General features: G+C 59.0%; 20 protein-coding genes. 4 read left to right on the top strand and 16 right to left on the bottom strand.

What is annotated here, in order from left to right; all coding sequences use genetic code 11:
* Position 1 precedes the first annotated feature (1 nt).
* The 13 genes from lpxA to rpsB form a co-directional block, all read right to left on the bottom strand.
* Entirely contained in the window at positions 2-790 is a 789-nt protein-coding gene (gene lpxA / locus ACP39K_RS16995; protein WP_016929882.1) for an acyl-ACP--UDP-N-acetylglucosamine O-acyltransferase, read from the bottom strand.
* A 3-nt stretch (positions 791-793) separates the two neighbouring features.
* A complete protein-coding gene (gene fabZ / locus ACP39K_RS16990; RefSeq protein ID WP_004931962.1) occupies positions 794-1,249 on the bottom strand; it encodes a 3-hydroxyacyl-ACP dehydratase FabZ in 456 nt (151 codons plus the stop codon).
* 160 nt (positions 1,250-1,409) lie between these two features.
* Positions 1,410-2,432, bottom strand: coding sequence for a UDP-3-O-(3-hydroxymyristoyl)glucosamine N-acyltransferase (gene lpxD, locus ACP39K_RS16985; protein WP_004931959.1), 1,023 nt, complete (start codon positions 2,430-2,432; stop codon positions 1,410-1,412).
* Positions 2,433-2,435: 3 nt separating this feature from the next.
* Positions 2,436-2,933: a molecular chaperone Skp gene (gene skp / locus ACP39K_RS16980; RefSeq protein WP_004931958.1), complete on the bottom strand. Its 498-nt coding sequence runs from the start codon at positions 2,931-2,933 to the stop codon at positions 2,436-2,438.
* 156 nt (positions 2,934-3,089) lie between these two features.
* The gene (bamA, locus tag ACP39K_RS16975; protein WP_497008704.1) at positions 3,090-5,516 is read right to left on the bottom strand and encodes an outer membrane protein assembly factor BamA; all 2,427 of its coding nucleotides are present in this window, start codon (positions 5,514-5,516) and stop codon (positions 3,090-3,092) included.
* Positions 5,517-5,551: 35 nt separating this feature from the next.
* On the bottom strand, positions 5,552-6,907 hold the full coding sequence (rseP, locus tag ACP39K_RS16970; protein WP_004931952.1) for a sigma E protease regulator RseP: 1,356 nt from the start codon (positions 6,905-6,907) through the stop codon (positions 5,552-5,554).
* Between the two features lie 27 nt (positions 6,908-6,934).
* Positions 6,935-7,777 (bottom strand): phosphatidate cytidylyltransferase, encoded by an 843-nt coding sequence (cdsA, locus tag ACP39K_RS16965; protein WP_004931949.1) that lies wholly within the window; start codon positions 7,775-7,777, stop codon positions 6,935-6,937.
* A gap of 9 nt (positions 7,778-7,786) precedes the next feature.
* The gene (ispU, locus tag ACP39K_RS16960; protein ID WP_004931947.1) at positions 7,787-8,545 is read right to left on the bottom strand and encodes a (2E,6E)-farnesyl-diphosphate-specific ditrans,polycis-undecaprenyl-diphosphate synthase; all 759 of its coding nucleotides are present in this window, start codon (positions 8,543-8,545) and stop codon (positions 7,787-7,789) included.
* A gap of 277 nt (positions 8,546-8,822) precedes the next feature.
* The gene (gene ispC, locus ACP39K_RS16955) at positions 8,823-10,019 is read right to left on the bottom strand and encodes a 1-deoxy-D-xylulose-5-phosphate reductoisomerase (protein WP_016929889.1); all 1,197 of its coding nucleotides are present in this window, start codon (positions 10,017-10,019) and stop codon (positions 8,823-8,825) included.
* Positions 10,020-10,176: 157 nt separating this feature from the next.
* The gene (gene frr, locus ACP39K_RS16950) at positions 10,177-10,734 is read right to left on the bottom strand and encodes a ribosome recycling factor (RefSeq protein ID WP_004931943.1); all 558 of its coding nucleotides are present in this window, start codon (positions 10,732-10,734) and stop codon (positions 10,177-10,179) included.
* A gap of 119 nt (positions 10,735-10,853) precedes the next feature.
* Positions 10,854-11,579, bottom strand: coding sequence for a UMP kinase (pyrH, locus tag ACP39K_RS16945; protein WP_004931940.1), 726 nt, complete (start codon positions 11,577-11,579; stop codon positions 10,854-10,856).
* Between the two features lie 148 nt (positions 11,580-11,727).
* Positions 11,728-12,579 carry a translation elongation factor Ts gene (gene tsf, locus ACP39K_RS16940; RefSeq protein WP_016929890.1) on the bottom strand — a complete coding sequence of 284 codons (852 nt, stop codon included), beginning with the start codon at positions 12,577-12,579 and terminating at the stop codon, positions 11,728-11,730.
* A gap of 129 nt (positions 12,580-12,708) precedes the next feature.
* On the bottom strand, positions 12,709-13,434 hold the full coding sequence (gene rpsB / locus ACP39K_RS16935) for a 30S ribosomal protein S2 (RefSeq protein ID WP_016929891.1): 726 nt from the start codon (positions 13,432-13,434) through the stop codon (positions 12,709-12,711).
* A 345-nt stretch (positions 13,435-13,779) separates the two neighbouring features.
* On the opposite strand from rpsB, the gene map reads away from it, so the two are divergent.
* From map to ACP39K_RS16915, 4 genes are all read left to right on the top strand, one after another.
* The gene (gene map, locus ACP39K_RS16930) at positions 13,780-14,574 is read left to right on the top strand and encodes a type I methionyl aminopeptidase (protein ID WP_004931936.1); all 795 of its coding nucleotides are present in this window, start codon (positions 13,780-13,782) and stop codon (positions 14,572-14,574) included.
* A 73-nt stretch (positions 14,575-14,647) separates the two neighbouring features.
* Positions 14,648-17,302: a bifunctional uridylyltransferase/uridylyl-removing protein GlnD gene (gene glnD / locus ACP39K_RS16925; protein WP_497008703.1), complete on the top strand. Its 2,655-nt coding sequence runs from the start codon at positions 14,648-14,650 to the stop codon at positions 17,300-17,302.
* A gap of 42 nt (positions 17,303-17,344) precedes the next feature.
* On the top strand, positions 17,345-18,169 hold the full coding sequence (dapD, locus tag ACP39K_RS16920) for a 2,3,4,5-tetrahydropyridine-2,6-dicarboxylate N-succinyltransferase (RefSeq protein ID WP_004931932.1): 825 nt from the start codon (positions 17,345-17,347) through the stop codon (positions 18,167-18,169).
* 129 nt (positions 18,170-18,298) lie between these two features.
* A complete protein-coding gene (locus ACP39K_RS16915) occupies positions 18,299-18,688 on the top strand; it encodes a DUF3461 family protein (protein ID WP_004931929.1) in 390 nt (129 codons plus the stop codon).
* 57 nt (positions 18,689-18,745) lie between these two features.
* Here ACP39K_RS16915 and ACP39K_RS16910 read toward each other — a convergent pair whose 3' ends face one another.
* From ACP39K_RS16910 to pbpC, 3 genes are read right to left on the bottom strand one after another with little or no spacing between them, the layout of a single operon-like run.
* Positions 18,746-19,198 carry a flavodoxin gene (locus ACP39K_RS16910; RefSeq protein ID WP_016929894.1) on the bottom strand — a complete coding sequence of 151 codons (453 nt, stop codon included), beginning with the start codon at positions 19,196-19,198 and terminating at the stop codon, positions 18,746-18,748.
* 33 nt (positions 19,199-19,231) lie between these two features.
* Positions 19,232-20,002, bottom strand: a complete 771-nt coding sequence (truC, locus tag ACP39K_RS16905; protein WP_497008702.1) for a tRNA pseudouridine(65) synthase TruC — start codon at positions 20,000-20,002, stop codon at positions 19,232-19,234.
* Positions 20,003-20,062: 60 nt separating this feature from the next.
* The gene (gene pbpC / locus ACP39K_RS16900; protein WP_060445379.1) at positions 20,063-22,411 is read right to left on the bottom strand and encodes a penicillin-binding protein 1C; all 2,349 of its coding nucleotides are present in this window, start codon (positions 22,409-22,411) and stop codon (positions 20,063-20,065) included.
* Positions 22,412-22,444: the final 33 nt, after the last annotated feature.

The raw sequence follows: 22,444 nt of genomic DNA, 5'->3' as shown, positions 1-22,444 counted from the left end.
CTCAGCGAATGATGCCACGGGTGGAACGGGTGAAGAAATCGAGGTATTGCTGCACCACCGGCTGTTCTTTGGCCAGGGCTTCGATTTCCGCTTTCGCTTCATCCAGCGTTTTCTCGCTGCGATACAGGATTTTGTAGGCGTTGCGGATTGCCTGCATTTCATCCTTGTCAAAACCGCGGCGCTTCAGGCCGACCGCGTTGACGCCGAACGGCGTAGCGTGGTTGCCCTGAGCGATGACGAAAGGAGGCACGTCCTGAGCGACACCGGAACAACCGCCTACCATCACATGCGCGCCGATAATGCAGAACTGGTGGATCGCCGTCATGCCGCCGATGATGGCGTGATCGTCGATTTCCACATGCCCCGCCAGCGTGGCGTTGTTGGCCAGCACGCAAGCATTGCCGACCACGCAATCGTGGGCGATGTGCACGTTGACCATCAGCAGGTTGTCGTTGCCCACTTTGGTCAGGCCGGTGCCCTGCGCGGTGCCGCGATGAATGGTCACGCTTTCGCGGATGCGGTTGCGATCGCCCACTTCAACGCGCGTCGGTTCGCCCGCGTATTTCAGATCCTGATTCACTTCGCCGATAGAGGCGAATTGATAAATCTGATTATCGCAGCCAATCTTGGTAATGCCGTTCACCACCACGTGGGATTTCAGCACCGTGCCGGCGCCGATTTCCACCTGGGAGCCGACGTAGCAGAAAGGGCCGATATGCACGTTGGCGCCGATCACGGCGCCTTCTTCGACTATCGCGCTAGGATGGATAAAGGCGGTTTGGTCAATCACGGATTAAGCCTCCCGGCTGCGGGCACACATCATGGTTGCTTCGCAGACAATTTTACCGTCAACGGTCGCCACGCCTTTGAAGCGAGTCAGACCGCGGCGAGTTTTCTCGAAGGTGACTTCCATGACCATCTGATCGCCTGGCACCACAGGGCGCTTGAAGCGTGCTTCGTCGATACCGGCGAAGTAATACAGCTCGCCCGGCTCCAGTTTGCCGACGCTTTTAAACGCCAGGATACCGGTGGCCTGCGCCATGGCTTCCAGGATCAATACGCCTGGGAAAATCGGTTTGCCAGGGAAATGGCCCTGGAAAAACGGTTCATTCACCGATACGTTCTTCACCGCACGCAGATATTTGTGCTCTTCAAACTCGAGGACGCGGTCGACCAGCAAGAACGGGTAACGGTGAGGAAGCAGATCCAAAATTTCTGCAATATCCAGAGTATGAGTGTCAGTAGTCAAAATACTCTTCCTGTCTCTAAAAACTGATGGCATCAACAACACGGCCTGCGCTGACCCCAAAAGGAGATCATCATGCAGGCCGCAAATTAACATCTCTTTGCGCTTTTGGTCTCACGACCAACGCGTTTCGTTTTGTACCCGCCAGGGCGGGCGGCAATGATTAGTCTTTTCCGACTTTACGTTCGACAGCTTTCAAGCGTTTGCTGATCTCATCGATATTCATCACCAACGCAGCGGTTTTACGCCAAACCTTGTTAGGCTGCAACGGAATGCCCGAAGAGTATACCCCAGGTTCGGTGATTGGTCGCATAACCATTCCCATTCCGGTAACAACAACCTTGTCGGCAATCTCCATGTGACCGTTGATCACGCTGGCGCCGCCGATCTGGCAGTAGCGGCCGATTTTCAGGCTACCGGCCATGATCACACCGCCGGCGACGGCGGTATTGTCGCCAATCACGACGTTATGTGCAATCTGGCATTGGTTGTCGATGATAACACCATTCCCGATTTGGGTGTTATCCAAAGCGCCGCGGTCAATGGTGGTGCAAGCGCCGATTTCGACGCGATCGCCGATAATCACCGTGCCCAACTGAGGGATCTTGATCCACTCGCCGCGCTCATTCGCATAGCCGAAACCGTCCGCGCCGATCACGGTGCCCGACTGAATCAGGCAGCGCTGGCCGATTTCGACCGCATGATAAATCGTTACGTTCGCCCACAGACGCGTACCCGCGCCGATGCGTGCGTGTTTGCCGATGAAGCAGCCCGGGCCGATAACCACGTTATCGCCAAGCACCGCACCTGACTCGATCACCGCGTTCGCCCCAATGGCGACGTTCTGCCCCAGCTGCGCTTCAGGCGAGATCACCGCGCTTGGCGCGATATCCTGCGCCGGCGCCGGCGTAGTGTCCATCAGTTGCGCCATGCGCGCGTAGGTCAGATAAGGGTTTTTAACCACCAGCGCCGCAGCACGGCAGTGTGGTAAATCCGCTTCGGTAAGCACCACGGCGCTTGCCTGGCAGGAAGACAGCTGCTCTTGATAGCGGCTGTTTGACAAAAACGTGATTTGGCCAGGCTGTGCCGAATGCATAGAAGCAATGCCGGTGATGACGAGATCGCCATCACCGTGCAATTGTGCATCCAACTGCTGCGCTAAATCAGCCAGTCGAATTGAAAGCATGTGTTATTTAACCTGTTTCAGCACGTCAGCAGTGATATCTTTGGAAGAGTCTGCATAGGCAACGGCGTTGGCGTCGATCACCACGTCATAACCGCCTTTGCTGGCGACAGATTTCACCGCGTCCTGAATGCGGCTCAGGATCTTGTTACGTTCTTCCATCTGGCGACGGCGGTTGTCCTGCTCGAAAGCCTGGGCTTTCTGAGAGAACTGCTCGCGTTGCGCCATCACGTCTTTTTCCAACTTGCTGCGGTCGCTGGCTTTCATGGTAGCGCCGTCACGCTGCAGACGTTGCATTTTGGTCTGCAGGCTACGTTCCATGTTCTGGAGTTCGCTTGCACGGCCTTTAAACTCGTTTTCCAGCTGTTTAGCGACCGCTTCGCGGGCCGGCAGCTGTTGGAAAATGCTGGAGACGTTAACGACAGCGATCTTATCTGCTGCCTGAACGCCAGCTGAAGCAGCCATTGCTAAACCGAGGCCTGCGGCACACAACCACTTTTTCACTATAAACTCCTTACCATCACCCATTTGTGTCATATGACACTGAAGTACACAATTTGCCAGACTTGTCCCACCAAACAATGAGAATCATCTCCCTCTGCCGGCGGGCGCCTGGCCATTGCGATTCTTAATAACTGTTATGCCCAGAGGCGAGACCCGTTACCAGGTCTTACCGATGTTAAACTGGAACTGTTCGGACTTGTCGCCTTCGTATTTCTTGATCGGGTTGGCGTAAGAGAACACCAACGGCCCCAGTGGCGACATCCACTGCAGCGCGATACCGGCGGAAGAACGAATATTGCTGGCTTTGCTGTAGTCCGGCACGCCGTACATCAGCGTTTCGTTGGTATTCTTCCACTTGGTGTCCCACACGGTACCGGCATCGATGAACAGCGACGTCCGCACCGAGTTGGCGTATTTCTCGCTGATGAACGGCGTCGGGGTGATCAGCTCCAGGCTGGCGACCGCCATGGCGTTACCGCCCACCGCGTCATCCGAGCTACAGATGCTCTGACGATCGGTCGTGCTGCCGGCGTTGAACTGACACTGGTACGAGTTGGAGTTGTAGTACACCGCCTTCGGACCAATGGTGTTGGACTGGAAGCCGCGCACGGTGCTCGAACCACCGGCGTAGAAGTTCTCGTAGAACGGCATTTCCTTGCCGCCCAGCCCATCCGCGTAACCCAGACGGCCACGGCCCAACAGCACCCAGGTGCGATCGTCGTTGATCGGCACGTACTGTACGCTGTCCAGCGTCACCTTGTAGTATTCGTTGTCCGAGCCCGGAATGGTGACCTTGCCGTTCAACGTGGTGCGGTTACCCGAGGTCGGGAAGTAGCCGCGGTCCAGGTTGTTGTAGGTCCAGCCCAGGTTCAGCGTAAAGTCGTCGGTCGAGTAGCTGGCGCGGTCGGTCTTGTTCGCATCCACGCCCATCGAGTCGAGGTAACGCCACATGGCGATCTGCGGCTGCATGTTCGACAGGCCGTTGTGGACGTAGCCCAGGCCGGTACGCAACGAGTTGTTTTCGTTGATCGGGAAGCCCAGCGTACCGTCGATACCGTAACTCTTGTTGGTATAGTCCGACAGATCCGCGTCATCCGCCTTAAAGTCGTTGTAGAAGATGCGGCCGCCCAGGCTCACACCGTCAACGGTGAAGTACGGGTTGGTGACCGACAGTTCGGTATAGGTCTGGTAGTCGTTCTTGGTGCCGCTGATGCCGACCGAGTAGCCGGTACCCAACCAGTTATCCTGCTGCACGCCGGCCTGGAAGCTGACGCCGCTCTCGGTGCCGTAACCGACGCCGAAGTTGAAGGTACCGGTGTTGCGTTCTTTCACCTTGTAGGTCACATCGACCTGATCGGCGGTGCCCGGCACGCGCTGGGTTTCCACGTCAACCGTTTCGAAGTAGCCCAGACGGTTCAGACGCTCTTTGCCCTGCTCGACCTGCTCGTTGCCGAGCCAGGCGCCTTCCATCTGGCGCATTTCGCGACGCAGTACGGAATCCTTGCTGGTGTCGTTGCCTTCGAACTTGATGCGACGCACGTAGAAGCGGTTGCCCGCGTCAACGTTGACGTGCAGTTTGACGGTTTTATCCGCGTCGTTGATCTCAGGCTGAGTGCCGACGCGCGGGTAGGCGTAACCATAACGGCCCAACATCGTTTTGATGTTGTCTTCCATTTTGGTCACCTTGCTGCCGTTGTACAGCTCGCCTGGCTCAATTTTGGTGATCTGAGCGACTTCCGCCGAGTGGCCGGCCAGATTGCCGTTCACGACAACATCGGAAAGTTTGTACTGCTCGCCTTCGGTGATGTTGATGGTGATGTAGATGCCTTTTTTATCCGGCGTCAGGCTCACCTGGGTAGAATCGATGTTAAAGCGGGCATAGCCGCGATCCAGATAGAAGCTGCGCAGGGTTTCGAGATCGCCCGCCAGTTTTTGCTTCTGGTATTTGCGATCGCCGACCAGGTTCCACCACGGCACTTCATCACGCAGTTGGAAGCGCGAGATCAGTTCGTCGTTGGTGAAGGCATGGTTGCCGACGATGTTGATTTGTTGAATCTTGGCGGAGACCCCTTCCGTGAACACCAGTTTCAGGTCGACACGGTTACGCGGCAACGGCGTGACTACGGCTTTCACCGAGGCGCTGTATTTACCGACGCTGTAGTAGAAGTCTTCCAGCCCTTTTTCAATGCTGGAGATCGTGGTGCGGTCGAGCGCCTCGCCCACCCGGACGCCGGAGGCTTCCAGGTTCTGCTTGAGCATGTCATCCTTCACCGACTTGTTGCCGGAGAAAGTGATGCTGGCGATGGTAGGACGTTCCTTCACCTGCACGATCAAGGTATTACCATCGCGCAGCACGCGCACGTCCTCGAAGTTGCCGGTGGCAAACAAGGCACGGATGGTATTACTGATGTCATCGTCAGTGACGGTATCGCCGACGCGAACCGGCATGTTGAGTAACGCCGCACCGACGGCGACTCGCTGCAGGCCTTCGAAATGAATGTCTTTCACTACGAACTCGTCTGCACCGTATACGGTGGCGCTGCCAAACAGCAGCGACGCTATGAGCAACTTTTTCATCGCCATCGTTGTTATGCGTTCTTCCTAACCTATCCCCGCCCCTAGAGGCGGGAAAAATCATTGAAAAGTGCAAGACCCATCAACAACACCAGCACGATCGAACCTATGCGGTAGCTGTAGTCCTGTACTCGCTCGGAAACCGGCCCACCCTTCAGCTTTTCTATCGCCAGGAAGAGGAGATGCCCACCATCTAACACCGGTAATGGGAACAGGTTGATGATACCCAGGTTGACGCTAATCAACGCCAGGAACATCAGATAATACACGAACCCGACTCCGGCTGACGCCCCAGCTCCCTGTGCAATCGAGATCGGGCCACTCAGGTTGTTCAGCTTTACATCACCGGTTATTAATTTGCCCAGCATGTTGACCGTCAGCCGCATCAGCTGCCAGGTCTTGTCACCGGCCTGATACAGCGCCGGGAACGGTCCATACTGGCGAATCGTTTTATACTCGTCCGGCAGCGGCAGCACTTTTGGAATGATGCCTGCAAACCCCACCGATTTGTCTTTTCCCACCGGCTTTGTATCCGGTATCAGCGTCAAAGACAAGGGGGCGCCGTTTCTTTCAATCTCCAAAGCCAGCGGTTGCCCCGGGCCATCGTGGATACGCTTCACCAGCGTCTGCCAACGACCCAACGGCTGACCATCGACTTTAACGATCCTGTCCCCCGCTTGTAAACCCGCCTTTTGCGCCGCCGAGTTAGGCTGCACTTCCGCCAACACGGATTCGATCTGCGGGCCGCGCGGCATAATGCCCAGCGCGACAACGGGATCCTGCTTGTCCGGTTCAAAGTTCCACTGGCGCAAATCCAGGGTTTTGGTCACGACCTGCGAAGAGCCGAACGGCGCGACGCCGACTTCGGTTTGCGCATCGCCGATCTTCGCCACCAGCGCCAGACGAACTGACTCCCAATCAGGCGTTTCGATGCCGTCAACCGACTTTAGTTCCATGCCAGACGAAATTTCAGCCTTGGCGGCGATGGATTGCGGCGCGATTTCGCCGATCACCGGGCGGAAACTCGGCACGCCGATGATGAACACCAGCCAATAGGCAAGGATAGCAAACAGGAAGTTGGCGATGGGGCCGGCGCTGATGATGGCCGCGCGCTGCCAGACGGTTTTGTTGTTGAAGGCCTGATGGCGCATTTCCGGTGCCACCGACTCCACGCGCTCGTCCAGCATCTTCACGTAGCCGCCAAGCGGAATCAAAGCGATGACGTACTCGGTGCCCTGGCGATCGGTGCGGCGCCACAGCGCCCGGCCAAAGCCGATGGAGAAACGTTCAACGCGCACGCCGCAACGACGGGCAACCCAAAAGTGTCCGAACTCGTGCACGGTAATCAAAATACCGAGCGCAATCAGAAACGCCACCAGGTTCCAAAGCACGCTGACCATCATCCCTCACTTTCCGTCATTGACGGATTAAAACACCAACAGCATCAGGCAGGCAAACACCGGCACCGCCGCGGTCAGGCTGTCGATACGATCCAGTATGCCGCCGTGACCGGGAATCAAATGACCGCTGTCCTTGATGCCCGCTTCGCGTTTGAACATGCTTTCGGTCAAATCGCCCAGCACCGAAGCCAGCGCGGCGATCACCGAACAGGCCAACAGCGTGGTCGGCACCACGTTCAGCGGCGCGTAGCGGCCGAACAGCCAGGAAATGACCGCCGATGTCAGCAGCCCGCCGATCAACCCTTCCCAAGTTTTACCCGGCGAGACCTTCGGCGCCAGCTTATGCTTGCCGAACAGCTTGCCGAACATATAGGCGCCGGAATCCGCGCCCCACACCAGCAGCATCACGTACAGCAGCCACCAGGCGCCGGTAAACGGGTTTTGCTCATAGCCGAACTGGCGCAGCGCCAGCATGCCCCAAAAAAACGGCACGATGGTCAGCAGGCCGAACAGCAGGCGCAGCGGGCGCGAATTGCGCCAGATGGCGGCCGAGCCGGGGTAAAACAGCACCAGCAGCAGCGCCGCCAGCCACCAGGCCAGCGACAGCCACAGCGAGCCGCTTACCTGCGGCACGGATTGATGGTAGGCGGGAACGCTGAGCATCATCAGCGCCAGCAGAAAACCGCACAGTATCGCCAGCCAGATGCGCTGCGAACGGGAGGTAAAACCGGCCAATTGGCCCCACTCCCAGGCTGCTAACATGCACACGACGAGCGTTACCAGAGCAAAGGCCAGCGGCGGCAACAGGAACAGCGCCGCGATAACGATCGGGATTAAAATCAGAGCAGTTATGAGGCGATACTTCAGCAAAAGTTCTCCCTAGGACGCATCGGCGCCGATAGGTGTTGTTCCCCCGAAGCGGCGCTCACGTTGTGCAAATGCATTCAGCGCACCTTCAAAGACAAGTTCATCGAAATCAGGCCAGAGCACATCAGTAAAGTAAAGTTCAGCATAGGCGATTTGCCACAGCAGGAAGTTACTGATGCGATGCTCGCCACCGGTGCGGATAACCAGATCCACCGGCGCCAGGTCGCTCATGCAAACCCGTTCGCTCAATAATTCCTCGCTGATCTGATCCGGGTGCAGCTCACCGCCCCGTACCTGTTCGGCCAGTTCCCTTACTCCCTGAATGATATCCCAACGGCCGCCATAGTTGGCAGCGATATTGAGCGTCAGGCCATCGTTATTTTCCGTCAGTGCTTCAGAGCGGCGGATCCGCTCCTGCAAACGCGCGCTGAACCGGCTAATATCGCCGATCACCCGCAGCCTGACGTTATGTTTATGCAGGCTTTTTACTTCACTATCCAAAGCGCGGACAAAAAGCTCCATCAGGGCGGAGACTTCCTGCACCGGACGGTTCCAGTTTTCGCTGCTGAAGGCATAAAGCGTGAGTGCATCTAAATGGTGGCTGGCGGCAAAACTGACCGCGCGGCGAACCGATTTCACCCCTGCTTTATGACCGAAGACACGTAACTTGCCCTGACGTTTGGCCCAGCGTCCGTTACCGTCCATGATAATGGCGACATGGCGCGGCCCCGGGGAAGATGGATTAGCCTCTTGTTGGTTTGCGGACGACATAACTCGTACTTATTTCCTCAATAGAAATATAACTGCCTTTCCGGAACATCAGGCCCTTACGCGCAAAAAAAGCCGTGTGCCCGACACGGCTTTCAGCCTGCCCTCGCGATACCCGACGCAGCCGGGTCGCCATTGGCGCACAAGGCGCCAATCGGGCCATAATTCAACGGTATAACCGCTGACAGGTGGCGCAGACTATACCACCTCAGCGGGGCATGAACAAACGGCCCCGCGGCGGCACGCGCGAATTACGAGCAAAATCGGATAATCGCCGTGATCAGCCGCACAACGCGCGAACGCGTTCCTCGGCGGCGGCGCGCGCCTGGCGGTCAATGTCTAAGACCGCGTCGATGCAGGTCGGTTCCTGCAGCGCGAGACGCTCCACCACCTGGCGGTTGACCGCCGCAATGTCGGTAAAGCGGATCTGCTGCTGCAAAAATGCCGCCACGGCGATTTCGTTGGCCGCGTTCAGCGCGGTGGTCGCCGCCTGGCCGGCCTCGAACGCGTCGATCGCCAAATACAGGCAAGGATAACGCTCGCGTTCCGGTTCAGCGAAGGTCAGCGAACCGATGCGGCAGAAGTCCAGCGCTTCCACGCCGGAGTTCACGCGCTGCGGATACGCCATCGCGTGGGCGATCGGCGTGCGCATATCCGGCGTACCCAGCTGCGCCAGCACGCTGCCGTCGGCATAGCGCACCATCGAGTGAATCACCGACTGCGGGTGCAGGATCACTTCCATTTGCTCGGCCGAGGCGTTAAACAGCCAGCGGGCCTCAATGTATTCCAGACCTTTGTTCATCATGGTGGCGGAGTCCACCGAGATCTTGCGGCCCATCGACCAGTTCGGGTGGGCGCAGGCTTGATCCGGCGTCATCGCGGCGAACTGGTCCAGCGGCGTGGTGCGGAACGGACCGCCAGAGCCGGTAAGCACGATGCGCGAAACACCATGACTGTCCAGTGAAGAGTATCCCAACTGGCGCTGAATACTCTCAGGCAAACTCTGAAAAATCGCGTTGTGTTCGCTGTCGAGCGGCAGCAGTTGCGCCTGGCTTTGCCGCACCGCGTCCATAAACAGGCGGCCGCAGGTGACCAGCGACTCTTTGTTGGCCAGCAGCACCTGCTTGCCTGCGCGGATCGCCGCCAGCGTCGGCAACAGCCCCGCAGCGCCGACGATGGCCGCTGTCACTTGATCGACGTCGTCCAAAGCCGCCAGTTCGCAGGCCGCTTGCTCCCCGGCCAATACCTCGGTAGCGACGCCGTTTTCCGCCAGAATGGCGCGCAGCTCGCGGGCGGCGCTTTCATCCGCCATCGCGGCGAAGGCGGGCCGGAATTCGATGCATTGCTGCGCCATGACCGCGACGTTGCGGCCGGCCACCAGCGCTTTGATCGCAAAACGCTCGGGATTCGCCCTGACCACGGCCAGGGTGCTGGTCCCTACCGAGCCGGTCGAGCCAAGAATGGTCAGTTGCTTCATGAGTTCACTCTGAATAACTGTCTGATGAGATCGGAGGTGCTCCAGTGTGGAACCTTGGACACCGCTTGTCCATGATCTTTCAGTACGATGAAACGGGATCTGCGCCACAAAAAACAAAGCGCCGCCCAGGCGACGCTTTGTTTCTGCACGATGCTGATTAGAAATCCATCAGCTCTTTTTCTTTCTCCGCCAACGCGGCGTCGACCAGCTTGATGTAAGCGTCGGTCATTTTCTGAATCTCGTCTTGTGAACGACGTTCTTCGTCTTCGCTGATCTCTTTGTCTTTCAGCAGCGCCTTGACCTTGTCGTTGGCGTCGCGACGCACGTTACGCACCGCTACGCGGCCCTGCTCGGCTTCGCCGCGTACGATCTTGATCAGATCTTTACGGCGTTCTTCGGTCAGCGGAGGCAGCGGAACGCGAATGTCAGAACCGGCGGAAGACGGGTTAAGGCCCAGATCGGAACTCATGATCGCTTTCTCAACGGCCTGGCTCAGGCTGCGGTCGAACACGTTGATTTTCAGCGTGCGGGAGTCTTCCACGGTCACGTTGGCCAGTTGACGCAGCGGCGTAGCGGCGCCGTAATATTCCACCATGATGCCGTCCAGAATGCTTGGCGAAGCGCGGCCGGTGCGGATCTTGCTGATTTGGTTTTTGAATGCTTCTACGCTTTTTTCCATGCGTGAATCAGCATCTTTTCTGATTTCATTAGTCACGTTGCAAACCCTTGGAAGCTGGTTACTTGGCAGGCGATACTCAAGTATAGCCCGTAATCGTACTCGAAGAACGCGCGGCGCCTGGCGTCACGCGCTCCGAAAAAGGGGTGTGAACAGCCTTATTTGCTGATCAGCGTACCTTCGTTCTCACCCATCACCACGCGGCGCAGCGCGCCAGGCTTATTCATGTTGAACACGCGGATCGGCAGACCGTGATCGCGAGCCAGCGTAAACGCCGCCAGATCCATCACTTTCAGCTCGCGCTCCAGCACGTCCTGATAGGTTAATTGTTCATACAGCGTCGCATCCGGGTTTTTCACCGGATCGGCGGAGTAGACCCCATCCACTTTGGTGGCTTTCAGCACCACGTCCGCTTCGATCTCGATGCCGCGCAGGCAAGCGGCGGAATCGGTGGTGAAGAACGGGTTGCCGGTACCGGCGGAGAAGATCACCACGCGGTTGTTGCGCAGCAGGCTGATCGCCTCTGCCCAGCTGTAATTGTCACACACGCCGTTCAGCGGGATCGCCGACATCAGGCGGGCGTTCACATAGGCACGGTGCAGTGCATCACGCATAGCCAGGCCGTTCATCACGGTAGCCAGCATTCCCATGTGGTCGCCCACTACGCGGTTCATGCCGGCTTGCGCCAGGCCCGCGCCGCGGAACAGGTTCCCGCCGCCAATAACTACACCGACCTGAATTCCCAGTTCGACCAGCTCTTTCACTTCCTGAGCCATACGATCCAAAACGCTGGCGTCGATACCAAAACCTTCTGCACCTTGCAGGGCTTCGCCACTCAGTTTAAGCAGAATACGCTGATATACGGGTTTTGCATTGGTTGCCATGGTGTTCTGTCCTAAGAAGCAGTATTAGTAGTGGGGATTTCAGCCGATGAAACGCGCCTGAGGTGAGTATCACGCTGCAGGGCCTGCCACCGGTGTAATTCTGGCTGGATAGTATGGAACCGCCAGACGGCGGTTCCATCGACAGTCATTAAGACTGTTTGCTCATCGCGGCAACTTCAGCAGCGAAGTCGGTTTCGACTTTCTCGATGCCTTCGCCCACTTCGAAGCGAATGAAGTTGGTCACGTCAGCGTTGTGCTCTTTCAGCACCTGAGCAACGGATTTGCTCGGATCCATAACGAAAGGCTGACCGGTCAGAGAAACTTCGCCGGTGAATTTCTTCATGCGGCCTTCAACCATTTTCTCTGCGATTTCTTTCGGCTTGCCGGACTGCATGGCGATGTCCAACTGAACCTGGTACTCTTTTTCTACCACTTCAGCAGACACGTCTTCTGGCTTCACGAACTCTGGCTTGCTCGCCGCAACGTGCATTGCGATTTGCTTAACCAGTTCTTCGTCCGCGCCTTTAGCCGCAACCAGAACGCCGATACGCGCGCCGTGCAGGTAGCTGCCCAGCACGTCGCCTTCCAGGGAAGCAACGCGACGAATGTTGATGTTTTCGCCGATTTTTGCCACCAGCGCTACGCGCTCTTCTTCGAACTGTGCTTTCAGCACGTCAACGTCAGTGATTTTGCCAGCCATAGCGGCATCCAGCACTTTGTCGGCGAACGCCTGGAAACCGGCGTCTTTTGCTACGAAGTCAGTCTGGCAGTTAACTTCCAGAATGATGCCGTAGTTGCCTTCGATCTTGGTTTTGATCACGCCGTCAGCAGCCACGTTGCCTGCTTTTTTAGCGGCTTTGATCGCACCGGACTTACGCATGTTTTCGATTGCCAGTTCGATGTCGCCGTTGGATTCAACCAGCGCCTTCTTGCAATCCATCATGCCAGCGCCGGTACGCTCGCGCAGTTCTTTTACCAGGGCAGCGGTAATATCAGCCATTTCTTTTTCCTCGGTTATCTCGCGTGGAGACAGTTCTCATTCAGATAAGCAAAGGGGGCCTTAACAGGCCCCCCTAACCAACATATGTCAATACCTGGTTAATAAGGGCTCAGTGACGAGCTTGCCTTATTATTCGGCTTCTACGAAGCCTTCTTCCGCCTGAACGGCCAGATCTTGAGAACGACCTTCACGCACAGCGGCAGCAACAGCAGTCAGGTACAGGTTTACTGCACGGATTGCGTCGTCGTTACCAGGGATGATGAAGTCAACGCCGTCTGGGTTGGAGTTGGTATCAACGATAGAGAATACCGGGATACCCAGGTTGTTGGCTTCTTTGATCGCGATGTGCTCGTGATCGGCATCGATAACGAACAGTGCGTCTGGCAGACCGCCCATATCTTTGATACCGCCCAGGGAGTTTTCCAGCTTGGCCAGTTCACGAGTGCGCATCAGCGCTTCTTTCTTGGTCAGCTTGTCCAGGGTGCCGTCTTGAGACTGGATTTCCAGATCTTTCAAACGCTTGATGGACTGACGAACGGTTTTCCAGTTAGTCAGCATGCCACCCAACCAGCGGTGGTTCACGAAGAACTGGTCACAGCTGTTCGCAGCGTCTTTTACCGCTTCGCTTGCTGCGCGTTTGGTACCAACGAACAGGATCTTGCCTTTACGGGAAGAGATCTTGCTCAGTTCAGCCAGAGCGGCGTTGAACATTGGTACGGTCTGCTCCAGGTTGATGATGTGAACCTTGTTACGAGCGCCGAAGATGAAAGGCTTCATTTTCGGGTTCCAGTAACGGGTCTGGTGACCAAAGTGAACACCAGCCTTGAGCATGTCGCGCATGGAAACAGTTGCCATGATTAAACCTCTATAGATTAATTGGGGTTATGCCTCCACGTATCCCATAACGCCGACCCTGGCGGCGACAAGTCACCTCAGGGCACCCCGGCGGATGTGCCGATACGTGTGTGTTATTTACACAAAATGAGTGCAGTTAAAGTATTTTCGGCCGATTCCCGCCAGGTCACAAGAACCAAGTCGCGGATCGCCGGCGCGCTTTATACCATAAACCCGCCGCAGACACCAACTTTTGTTGCGTTTCGCCGGGCGTCAGGAAATGAAATTTGGCAGCCCCCGGCCGGGCTGATACCATAAGTCACTGCTTCTTATTGTCGACGATAACGACACCTGCGGACGAATTTCATGGCAATCTCAATTAAAACACCTGATGACATCCAAAAAATGCGCGTGGCCGGCCGCCTGGCCGCCGAAGTGCTGGAGATCATCGAGCCGCACGTCAAACCTGGCGTGACCACCGGCGAACTGGACCGTATCTGTCACGAGTACATCACCAACGAGCAGCAGGCCATCTCCGCCTGCCTCGGCTACCACGGCTTCCCGAAATCCGTGTGCATCTCGGTGAACGAAGTGGTGTGCCACGGCATCCCGAGCGATGACAAAACGCTGAAAGACGGCGACATCGTCAACATCGACGTGACCGTGATTAAAGACGGTTTCCACGGCGACACCTCGAAGATGTTCATCGTCGGCAAACCGACCATTCTGGGCGAGCGCCTGTGCCGCGTCACTCAGGAAAGCCTGTATCTGGCGCTGAAGATGGTCAAACCGGGCATCCGTCTGCGCACCCTGGGCAAGGCCATCCAGCAATTCGTCGAAGCCGAGAAGTTCTCCGTGGTGCGCGAGTATTGCGGCCACGGCATCGGCGAAGTGTTCCACGAAGAGCCGCAGGTGCTGCACTATGACGCGGACGACGGCGGCGTGGTGCTGCAGGCGGGCATGGCTTTCACCATCGAACCGATGGTCAACGCCGGCGACTACCGCATCCGCACCATGAAAGACGGCTGGACGGTAAAAACCAAAGATCGCAGCTTGTCGGCGCAGTATGAGCATACTATTGTGGTCACTGATAACGGCTGCGAGATAATGACGTTGCGCAAGGATGACACCATCCCCAACATCATTACGCACGAGATGTAAGCACTGCGGCGCACGCCGCGTGCAGAATGTCACCAGGCCGGCTTATGCCGGCCTTTTTTATGGGCTGCGCACTATGTCTGACAATCTCCTTCAACCGGCCGTGCCGATGCCGCCCGCCTCTCCCAGCGTCTACGGCGACGACGAGCTCACCTGCCCGCTGCTGAAACAGCGGCTGGAGCAGTTCCAGCTGTGGCTGGCGGCGGCGTTCGACGCCGGCTCCAGCGCCGAAAGCCTGGTGGCGGCGCGCAGCGACTTCATCGATCGCCTGCTGCGCCGGCTGTGGACGTTCTACGGCTTTGAAGATATCCCGGAAACCGCGCTGGTGGCGGTCGGCGGTTATGGCCGCGGCGAGCTGCATCCGCTGTCGGATATCGACGTGCTGGTGCTCAGCCAGCGCCGGCTGACGGAGCAACAGTCGCAGCGGGTCGGCGAGTTCATCACCCTGCTGTGGGATCTCAAGCTGGAAGTGGGCCACAGCGTGCGCACCCTGGAAGAGTGCCTGCTGGAAGGGCTGGCGGATCTGACCGTGGCCACCAACCTGATCGAATCGCGCATGATTTGCGGCGACGTCGCGCTGTTCCTGCAGATGCAAAAGCATATCTTCAGCGACGGCTTTTGGCCCTCGCCGCAGTTCTTCCACGCCAAGATCAGCGAGCAGCAGGAGCGTCATCAGCGCTACCACGGCACCAGCTATAACCTGGAACCGGATATCAAAAGCAGCCCCGGTGGCCTGCGTGACATCCACACGCTGCTGTGGGTGGCGCGCCGCCACTTCGGCGCCACCTCGCTGGACGAAATGGTCGGTTTCGGTTTCCTCACCCAGGCCGAGCGCAACGAGCTGAACGAATGCCAGAGCTTCCTGTGGCGCATCCGCTTTGCGCTGCATCTGGTGCTGCCACGTTACGACAACCGTCTGCTGTTCGATCGTCAGCTCAGCGTGGCGCAGCTGCTGCGCTATGAAGGCGAAGGCAACGAGCCGGTCGAGCGCATGATGAAAGACTTCTACCGCATGACGCGCCGCGTCGGCGAGCTGAATCACATGCTGCTGCAGCTGTTCGACGAAGCCATCCTGGCGCTGGACGCCACCGAAAAGCCGCGTCCGCTGAACGACGATTTCCAGCTGCGCGGCGATCTGATCGATCTGCGTGACGAAACGCTGTTTATCCGCAAGCCGCAAGCCATCATGCGCATGTTCTACCTGATGGTGCGCAATCGCGAGATCAAGGGCATTTACTCCACCACCGTGCGCCAGCTGCGCCACGCGCGCCGCCACCTGAAACAGCCGCTGTGCACCATCCCGGAAGCGCGCGATCTGTTTATGGCCATCCTGCGTCACCCCGGCGCGGTGTCGCGCGCGCTGGTGCCGATGCACCGTCACAGCGTGCTGTGGGCCTATATGCCGCAGTGGGGCAAGATCGTCGGGCAGATGCAGTTCGATCTGTTCCACGCCTATACCGTCGACGAACACACCATCCGCGTGCTGCAGAAGCTGGAGAGCTTCGCCGATGCGCAAACCCGGCCGCGCCATCCGCTGTGCGTGGAGCTGTATCCGCGCCTGCCGCACCCGGAACTGCTGCTGCTGGCGGCCTTGTTCCACGATATCGCCAAAGGGCGCGGCGGCGATCACTCGATCCTCGGCGCGGAAGACGTGGTGGAGTTCGCCGAACTGCACGGCCTCAACTCGCGAGAAACCCAGCTGGTGGCCTGGCTGGTGCGCTGCCACCTGCTGATGTCGGTCACCGCGCAGCGCCGCGATATCCAGGATCCGACGGTGATCCAGCAGTTCAGCAGCGAAGTGCAGAGCGAAACCCGCCTGCGCTATCTGGTGTGCCTGACGGTGGCGGATATCTGCGCCACCAACGAAACCCTGTGGAACAGCTGGAAGCAGAGCCTGTTGCGCGAGCTGTATTTCGCCACCGAAAAACAGCTGCGCCGCGGCATGCAAAACAGCCCGGATCTGCGCGAACGCGTGCGCCACCATCGCCTGCAGGCGCTGGCGCTGCTGCGCATGGACAACATCGACGAAGAGGCGCTGCACCGCATCTGGAGCCGCTGCCGCGCCGATTACTTCCTGCGCCACTCGCCGAATCAGCTGGCCTGGCACTCCCGCCACCTGCTGGCCCACGACTCCACCCAGCCGCTGGTGCTGGTCAGCCGCCAGGCGACGCGCGGCGGCACCGAGATCTTCATCTGGAGCCCGGATCGCCCTTACCTGTTCGCCGCCGTCGCCGGAGAGATGGATCGCCGCAACCTGAGCGTGCACGACGCCCAGATCTTCACCAACCGCGACGGTATGGCGATGGACACCTTTATCGTGCTGGAGCCGGACGGCAGCCCGCTGGCGCAGGATCGCCATGCGGCGATCCGCCAGGCGCTGCTGCAGGCCATCACCCAGCGGGAGTACCAGCCGCCGCGCGTGCGCCGCCCCTCTTCCAAGCTGCGCCACTTCAGCGTGCCGACCGAGGTCACTTTCCTGCCGACCCACACCGATCGCCGCAGCTACCTGGAGCTGACCGCGCTCGACCAACCCGGCCTGCTGGCGCGGGTGGGCGAAGTGTTCGCCGATCTGGGGCTGTCGCTGCACGGCGCGCGCATTTCCACCATCGGCGAGCGGGTCGAGGATTTGTTTATCCTGGCCGACGGCGAGCGGCGCGCGCTCGACCAAGAAACGCGCAGAAAGTTGGAGCAACGGTTGACAGAGGCCCTCACCCCAAACGATAAAATGTGATACAAGTAACTTTTTACCGACAACATCAGGAAAGAGAACAGCATGCAGCAATTACAGAACGTTATTGAAAGCGCCTTCGAACGCCGTGCGGACATCACTCCGGCGAACGTAGACACCGTAACGCGCGAAGCGGTAAACCAGGTGATCGGCCTGTTGGACAGCGGCGCCCTGCGCGTCGCCGAGAAGATCGACGGTCAATGGGTCACCCACCAGTGGCTGAAGAAAGCCGTGCTGCTCTCTTTCCGCATCAACGACAACAAGGTGATGGACGGCGCGGAAACCCGCTACTACGACAAAGTGCCGATGAAATTCGCCGACTACGACGAAGCGCGCTTCCAGAAGGAAGGTTTCCGCGTCGTGCCGCCGGCCACCGTGCGCCAGGGCGCGTTCATCGCTCGCAACACCGTGCTGATGCCGTCTTACGTTAACATCGGCGCCTACGTCGACGAAGGCACCATGGTCGACACCTGGGCCACCGTCGGTTCTTGCGCGCAGATCGGCAAAAACGTTCACCTGTCCGGCGGCGTCGGCATCGGCGGCGTGCTGGAGCCGCTGCAGGCCAACCCGACCATCATCGAAGACAACTGCTTCATCGGCGCGCGCTCCGAAGTGGTGGAAGGCGTGATCGTGGAAGAAGGCTCGGTGATTTCGATGGGCGTTTACCTCGGCCAGAGCACCCGCATCTATGACCGCGAGACCGGCGAAATCCATTACGGCCGCGTGCCGGCAGGTTCGGTGGTGGTTTCCGGCAACCTGCCGTCGAAAGACGGTTCTTACAGCCTGTACTGCGCGGTGATCGTCAAGAAAGTCGACGCCAAAACCCGCGGTAAAGTCGGCATTAATGAGTTATTGCGCACTATCGACTAAATTGAAATAGCGGGTGATTCACCCGCTATTTTTTTGTCTGCGTTTCGCTGGCAGTCACAGTCGCAGATCTCGCTTTCCGCCATAATTGCAGTCGTGGAATATAACGATCACATCTAAAGAGGGCGCAGTATGTACGATAACTTGAAGAGTTTGGGCATCAATCAACCGGAAGACGTCGATCGCTATAGCCTGCGTCAAGAGGCCAACAACGACATCCTCAAGATCTATTTCCGCAAGGACAAAGGCGAGTTCTTCGCCAAGAGCGTGAAGTTCAAGTACCCGCGCCAGCGTAAAACCGTGGTGGCGGACAACGCCGGCCAGGGCTACAAGGAAATTCACGAGATCAACCCGAACCTGCGTTACGTGATCGACGAGCTGGATCAGCTGTGCCAGCGCGATCAGGTGGAAGTGGATCTGAAGCGTAAAATCCTCGACGACCTGCGCCATCTCGAAGGCGTGGTGTCGCACAAGATTGCCGAGATCGAAGCCGATCTGGAAAAACTCACCCGCGGCAAATAATGCGGATCGGTTAACCCGCATCATCGTTAAGGCGCCCTTTTGCGGCGCCTTTTTACGTTATGACTGCAGCAGCGTGCCCCACTGCTCGACCCACGGGCAGGCGGCCACTTCCGGCTCCGGCTGTTCCATCGCATCGATCTCCAGCACTTCGCCAACGCGGGTGGCGCCCTGCTCCTGCAGCAGCGCGTCGAACGCGCGCCCGGCGCCGCAGAAGTTGTCATAGCTGCTGTCGCCGAGGGCGATCAGCCCATAGCGCAGCTCCGGCTGATAGCCAACCTGATCGCGGATAGCGTGGAACAACGGCGCGATGCTGTCCGGCAAATCGCCCTGCCCGGTGGTGGAGGTGATCACCAGCGCGTAGTGCTGACGATAATACTGCCAGGCCTCCAGCGTGCCCTCTTCGAACAGTTTGACCTCATGGCCCTGCTCGCTGAGGATGTTTTGCGCCTCTTCCGCCACCAGCAGCGAATTGCCGTAGACCGTTCCCACGAAGATACCAACCTGAGCCATGGCTCCTACTCCCTTCATTACCTTTAAAAATTGTCAGCTATCCTGACCGTTAGCCGCGCTAAACTCAACCCCGGCAAGTTCAGGGAATACCCCCGCCCAGCCGAACTGCGCCATCACCCCTTGCCAGGCTTCGTCCCAGCGCGCCGTTACCTGCAGCGGCTCGCCGGTCACCGGGTGCATCAGTTGCAGGTGGCTGGCGTGCAGCATCAGGCGCGGGCAGCCGAAATGCTGCGCCATCCCGCGGTTCTGCCGCAGATCGCCGTGCTTGCTGTCGCCGATGATCGGATGGCGAAGATGCGCCATGTGGCGCCGCAGTTGGTGCTTGCGGCCGGTTTCCGGCTGCAGTTCCACCAGACTGTACCGCGCGCTGTCGTAGCGGCCGACGGCCACCGGCATCTCTACCTGCGCCAACGGCCGGTAGTGCGTCACCGCCGGCTGCGGCCCCTTGTCGGCATCGGCATGTTTATCGGCGATTTTATCCAGCTCCGCCGTCAGCGGGTAGTCGAGGGTCGCCTCCTCCTGCACGTAACCGCGCACCACCGCATGATAGGTTTTCTGCGCCTGGTGCTGCTCGAATTGCTGCGACAGCAGGCGCGCCACCTCGCTGGAGAGCGCCATCAGCAATACCCCGGACGTCGGGCGATCGAGACGGTGCACGGTAAAGACATGCTGCCCGAGCTGATCGCGCACCGTCTGCATCATAAAGCGAGTTTCATGACGGTCCAGCCAACTGCGGTGCACCAACCAGCCCGACGGTTTGTTCACCGCCACCAGGTGTTCATCCTGATACAAAATCTCAATCACATCGCGTTCCCAGGTCAATAGCTGTTTCGGGCGCGAGTATAACAGGCATGAGACACAACGCTAGTTCACCCATTCGATGGTCACCAGGCGCGTATCGGCGCGGCCGCGATCGTCCACCGCCCGAATGCGGTAGCGCCCATTGTTGATCGGCCGCCAGTCGATCGGTTTTTTACTGGCGCTGCTGCCGAGATAGATATCGTCGACGAACCAGTACACCGTCTTGCTGTCGGCGTCCGTCACCGCATTGAAGGCGATGTTGTCCCGCCCCTGCTGCGACTGGCGCAGGGTATAAGTGGTGTTTTTTAACGGCGAGGTGATGCGCGGCGCGTTGCCGCCGACGGCGATGCCGTTGTCCTTGCAGCGATTGACCGGCGGCGCCCGCTTCGGTAGCCCGGCCTGGGCGAACACGTTGGCCAAATCGGAAGGCCAGAATTCAAAAATTTCGGTGCGAGTCTGCGCCGCGTCATACGGCGGGCAAACGACCTCGCCGCTGTGAATATCCAGCACCACCGGCCGGTAGACGCTGTCCACCTTGATCGGCGACTTGCCGGGAATGAACCAGGTCTTGCCCTTTTGCTGGCACCACGGCGTCGGCAGATCGCCGCTGGCGAGACAAATGTCTACCCGCCGCAGCCGTTGGGGGAACGGATGTTTCGGCTCCCGCAGGGCGGGATAGCTGGCGTTGACGCTGTCGATGATATTGAAAAACAGCGGCGCGGCCGCCTCGGCGCCGACCAACGCATTGTTGCCGCGCCCGTCGAAATTGCCTTCCCACACCACCAGCACGTAAGGACCGAAAATCCCGACGCTCCAGGCGTCGCGAAAGCCCCAGGAGGTGCCGGTCTTCCAGTACACCGGCAGCGACGAAGAACGCTGCGCCAGCGTATCGCCCGGCCGCCGGTGCTGGCGCAGCATATCCAGCGTGATGAAACTGGCCTCCTCGCTCAGCAGCCGCACCGGCGTCGATTCGGCCTGGTTCAACTGCATGCGAAGCGGCCGCAGCTCACCGCGATTCGCCAGCAGCGCATACAGCTTCGCCAATTCCTGCGCCGTTACCTCGCCGCCGCCCAATACCAGCGACAGCCCGTAGTGGCTCTCATTGGCCATATTGGCGACGCCGGTCAGGCGTAAGAACTGATAAAAAGTCGGCTGACGCAGCTGCGAGGCAACATATACCGCCGGAATATTGCGGCTGAAATTTAGCGCGTCGGTGGCGGTCACCGGGCCGAGGAAGCGCCGGTCGAAATTTTCCGGCGCATAGGCGCCGAACGACGAAGGCACGTCTTTCAGGATGGTCATCGGATGCAGCACGCCCTGTTCCATCCCCAGCGCGTAAATGAACGGCTTCAGCGTCGATCCCGGCGAACGCTTGGCGTTGGTGCCGTTCACCTGCCCCTGAATCGGACGGCTGTAATAGTCCGCCGATCCCACCAGCGCGCGCACCCCCATATCGCGGCTGTCCACCAGCAGCACCGCGGCGTTTTGGATGCCGCGGCTGCGGTTGCGGGCGATAAAGGCGTTAACCTGCCGCTCGACCAGCCGCTGCAACCCGGCGTCCAGCGTCGTGTCGACGCGAGTGTCGCGCTGCACCAGTTGCTGCGTCTGCAGGCGCAGCTGTTCGATAAAGTGCGGCGCAATATAGGGTACTTGCTCAGGTTGCCGCAGCGCCAGCGGCAGGCGGAACAGCGTTTGCTGGCTGGCGTCGGTCGGGTAAACCTGCTGCCAACGCTGGAACAGACGATTGCGCGCCTGCGTCAACGCCGCGCCGAGCACGCCGGTTTTCGGCTCCAGACGGTAGCTGGGCGACTGCGGCAACACCGCCAGCGTCAGCGCCTCCGGCAGGGTCAACGCCTTCGGCGACTTGGCGAAATAGATCAGGCTGGCGGCGCCGATGCTTTCGATATTGCGGCCGTAGGGCGCGTAATTCAGGTAGGCTTCCAGGATATCGCGCTTGGAGTAGCTCAATTCCAGCTGCACCGCGCGCAGCACCTGCAGCAGCTTGCCGCCTGGCGTGCGGGTATTGAGATGCCAGCGCATCCGCGCCAGCTGCATGCTGATGGTCGATCCGCCCTGCATTTTGCCGCCGGCGACATAGCTGCGCCAGAAGCCGCGCATCAGGCTGACGGGGTTAAATCCGGGGTTGTAGTAGAACCAACGATCTTCGTGCAGCAGCAACCCGCGCACCGCCAGCGGCGACACCTGTTCCAGCGGGGTCCACAATCGGTAGCGATCGTCGTTGGCCAGCGTGATGCGCAACAGCGCGCCGTGCCTGTCGTAATAAACGGAAGACTGCGGCAGCCCCTGCCACAGGGGCGGATGCGGCCACAGCCGAATCGCGGCCAACAGCAGCGCCAGTAAAAACGCCGCCATCAAGCCGTTTTGCAGCACGCGCCCGGTCAGGATCTTCATACGTTCTCAGCATTCCGGCGCCAGACGCTGGTC

The sequence above is a fragment of the Serratia sp. EC4 genome (assembly GCF_059652115.1).
Note: the sequence above shows the minus strand (reverse complement) of the source record. Positions and strands in the feature narration are given on the sequence as shown.

Bases quoted from the DNA above. Each gene is read 5' to 3' on its own strand.
- lpxD (WP_004931959.1), bottom strand. From the start codon at position 2,432: ATGCTTTCAATTCGACTGGCTGATTTAGCGCAGCAGTTGGATGCACAA.
- bamA (WP_497008704.1), bottom strand. From the start codon at position 5,516: ATGGCGATGAAAAAGTTGCTCATAGCGTCGCTGCTGTTTGGCAGCGCC.
- rseP (WP_004931952.1), bottom strand. From the start codon at position 6,907: ATGGTCAGCGTGCTTTGGAACCTGGTGGCGTTTCTGATTGCGCTCGGT.
- ispU (WP_004931947.1), bottom strand. From the start codon at position 8,545: ATGTCGTCCGCAAACCAACAAGAGGCTAATCCATCTTCCCCGGGGCCG.
- ispC (WP_016929889.1), bottom strand. From the start codon at position 10,019: ATGAAGCAACTGACCATTCTTGGCTCGACCGGCTCGGTAGGGACCAGC.
- pyrH (WP_004931940.1), bottom strand. From the start codon at position 11,579: ATGGCAACCAATGCAAAACCCGTATATCAGCGTATTCTGCTTAAACTG.
- tsf (WP_016929890.1), bottom strand. From the start codon at position 12,579: ATGGCTGATATTACCGCTGCCCTGGTAAAAGAACTGCGCGAGCGTACC.
- rpsB (WP_016929891.1), bottom strand. From the start codon at position 13,434: ATGGCAACTGTTTCCATGCGCGACATGCTCAAGGCTGGTGTTCACTTT.
- map (WP_004931936.1), top strand. From the start codon at position 13,780: ATGGCAATCTCAATTAAAACACCTGATGACATCCAAAAAATGCGCGTG.
- glnD (WP_497008703.1), top strand. From the start codon at position 14,648: ATGTCTGACAATCTCCTTCAACCGGCCGTGCCGATGCCGCCCGCCTCT.
- dapD (WP_004931932.1), top strand. From the start codon at position 17,345: ATGCAGCAATTACAGAACGTTATTGAAAGCGCCTTCGAACGCCGTGCG.
- ACP39K_RS16915 (WP_004931929.1), top strand. From the start codon at position 18,299: ATGTACGATAACTTGAAGAGTTTGGGCATCAATCAACCGGAAGACGTC.
- ACP39K_RS16910 (WP_016929894.1), bottom strand. From the start codon at position 19,198: ATGGCTCAGGTTGGTATCTTCGTGGGAACGGTCTACGGCAATTCGCTG.
- pbpC (WP_060445379.1), bottom strand. From the start codon at position 22,411: ATGAAGATCCTGACCGGGCGCGTGCTGCAAAACGGCTTGATGGCGGCG.